Source organism: Streptococcus infantis, assembly GCF_047463615.1.
Lineage (GTDB): Bacteria > Bacillota > Bacilli > Lactobacillales > Streptococcaceae > Streptococcus > Streptococcus infantis_X.
Genome location: NZ_JASHDO010000019.1, coordinates 1 through 3,129, shown reverse-complemented (window position 1 = coordinate 3,129; position 3,129 = coordinate 1). Strand labels below are relative to the sequence as shown.

The 3,129-nt window shown below is 49.1% G+C and carries 2 rRNA genes; both read left to right on the top strand.

Annotated features, from left to right (window positions below):
- Positions 1-32: 32 nt before the first annotated feature.
- A 23S ribosomal RNA gene (locus tag QM874_RS09770) occupies positions 33-2,933 on the top strand.
- A gap of 79 nt (positions 2,934-3,012) precedes the next feature.
- A 5S ribosomal RNA gene (rrf, locus tag QM874_RS09765) occupies positions 3,013-3,128 on the top strand.
- Position 3,129: the final 1 nt, after the last annotated feature.

The window sequence follows — 3,129 nt, the reverse complement described above, 5'->3', positions numbered from 1 at the left end:
TAAGAGTTTATGACTGAAAGGTCAAAAAATAAGGTTAAGTTAATAAGGGCGCACGGTGGATGCCTTGGCACTAGGAGCCGAAGAAGGACGTGACAAACGACGATATGCCTTGGGTAGCTGTAAGTAAGCGATGATCCAGGGATTTCCGAATGGGGGAACCCAACAGGTAATGCCTGTTACCCATATCTGTTAAGGATATGAGGAGGAAGACGCAGTGAACTGAAACATCTAAGTAGCTGCAGGAAGAGAAAGCAAAAGCGATTGCCTTAGTAGCGGCGAGCGAAACGGCAGAAGGGCAAACCGAAGAGTTTACTCTTCGGGGTTGTAGGACTGCAATATGGACTCAAAGACTATAGAAGAATGATTTGGGAAGATCAGCCAAAGAGAGTGATAGCCTCGTATTTAAAATAGTCTTTGTACCTAGCAGAATCCTGAGTACGGCGGGACACGTGAAATCCCGTCGGAATCTGGGAGGACCATCTCCCAACCCTAAATACTCCCTAGTGACCGATAGTGAACCAGTACCGTGAGGGAAAGGTGAAAAGCACCCCGGGAGGGGAGTGAAATAGAACCTGAAACCGTGTGCCTACAACAAGTTCGAGCCCGTTAATGGGTGAGAGCGTGCCTTTTGTAGAATGAACCGGCGAGTTACGATATGATGCGAGGTTAAGTTGAAGAGACGGAGCCGCAGGGAAACCGAGTCTGAATAGGGCGCTTTAGTATTATGTCGTAGACCCGAAACCATGTGACCTACCCATGAGCAGGTTGAAGGTGCGGTAAGACGCACTGGAGGACCGAACCAGGGCACGTTGAAAAGTGCTTGGATGACTTGTGGGTAGCGGAGAAATTCCAAACGAACTTGGAGATAGCTGGTTCTCTCCGAAATAGCTTTAGGGCTAGCGTCGACATTAGAGATTCTTGGAGGTAGAGCACTGTTTGGGTGAGGGGTCCATCCCGGATTACCAATCTCAGATAAACTCCGAATGCCAAAGAATTATGGTCGGCAGTCAGACTGCGAGTGCTAAGATCCGTAGTCGAAAGGGAAACAGCCCAGACCACCAGCTAAGGTCCCAAAATAATTGTTAAGTGGAAAAGGATGTGGGGTTGCACAGACAACTAGGATGTTAGCTTAGAAGCAGCTATTCATTCAAAGAGTGCGTAATAGCTCACTAGTCGAGTGACCCTGCGCCGAAAATGTACCGGGGCTAAAACAATTTACCGAAGCTGTGGATACCTTTATAGGTATGGTAGGAGAGCGTTCTATGTGTGAAGAAGGTGTACCGTGAGGAGTGCTGGAACGCATAGAAGTGAGAATGCCGGTATGAGTAGCGAAAGACAGGTGAGAATCCTGTCCACCGTAAGACTAAGGTTTCCAGGGGAAGGCTCGTCCGCCCTGGGTTAGTCGGGACCTAAGGAGAGACCGAAAGGTGTATCCGATGGACAACAGGTTGATATTCCTGTACTAGAGTATGTAGTGATGGAGGGACGCAGTAGGCTAACTAAAGCAGACGATTGGAAGAGTCTGTCTAAGCAGTGAGGTGTGAACTGAGTTAAATGCTTAGTTCTATAACATTGAGCTGTGATGGGGAGCGAAGTTTAGTAGCGAAGTTAGTGACGTCACACTGCCAAGAAAAGCTTCTAGCGTTTAAACATACTCTACCCGTACCGCAAACCGACACAGGTAGTCGAGGCGAGTAGCCTCAGGTGAGCGAGAGAACTCTCGTTAAGGAACTCGGCAAAATGACCCCGTAACTTCGGGAGAAGGGGTGCTGACATATGTCAGCCGCAGTGAATAGGCCCAAGCAACTGTTTATCAAAAACACAGCTCTCTGCTAAATCGTAAGATGATGTATAGGGGGTGACGCCTGCCCGGTGCTGGAAGGTTAAGAGGAGTGCTTAGCGTAAGCGAAGGTATGAATTGAAGCCCCAGTAAACGGCGGCCGTAACTATAACGGTCCTAAGGTAGCGAAATTCCTTGTCGGGTAAGTTCCGACCCGCACGAAAGGCGTAATGATTTGGGCACTGTCTCAACGAGAGACTCGGTGAAATTTTAGTACCTGTGAAGATGCAGGTTACCCGCGACAGGACGGAAAGACCCCATGGAGCTTTACTGCAGTTTGATATTGAGTGTCTGTACCACATGTACAGGATAGGTAGGAGTCTATGAGATCGGGACGCCAGTTTCGAAGGAGACGATGTTGGGATACTACCCTTGTGTTATGGCCACTCTAACCCAGATAGGTGATCCCTATCGGAGACAGTGTCTGACGGGCAGTTTGACTGGGGCGGTCGCCTCCTAAAAGGTAACGGAGGCGCCCAAAGGTTCCCTCAGAATGGTTGGAAATCATTCGCAGAGTGTAAAGGTATAAGGGAGCTTGACTGCGAGAGCTACAACTCGAGCAGGGACGAAAGTCGGGCTTAGTGATCCGGTGGTTCCGTATGGAAGGGCCATCGCTCAACGGATAAAAGCTACCCTGGGGATAACAGGCTTATCTCCCCCAAGAGTTCACATCGACGGGGAGGTTTGGCACCTCGATGTCGGCTCGTCGCATCCTGGGGCTGTAGTCGGTCCCAAGGGTTGGGCTGTTCGCCCATTAAAGCGGCACGCGAGCTGGGTTCAGAACGTCGTGAGACAGTTCGGTCCCTATCCGTCGCGGGCGTAGGAAATTTGAGAGGATCTGCTCCTAGTACGAGAGGACCAGAGTGGACTTACCGCTGGTGTACCAGTTGTCTTGCCAAAGGCATCGCTGGGTAGCTATGTAGGGAAGGGATAAACGCTGAAAGCATCTAAGTGTGAAACCCACCTCAAGATGAGATTTCCCATGATTTTATATCAGTAAGAGCCCTGAGAGAAGATCAGGTAGATAGGTTAGAAGTGGAAGTGTGGCGACACATGTAGCGGACTAATACTAATAGCTCGAGGACTTATCCAAAGTAACTGAGAATACGAAGCGTGATTATTTTTAAGTGAAATTTGATAGATATTCAATTTTGAGTATGTATTACTCAAAGTTAAGTGACGATAGCCTAGGAGATACACCTGTACCCATGCCGAACACAGCAGTTAAGCCCTAGAACGCCGGAAGTAGTTGGGGGTTGCCCCCTGTGAGATAAGGAAGTCGCTTAGCT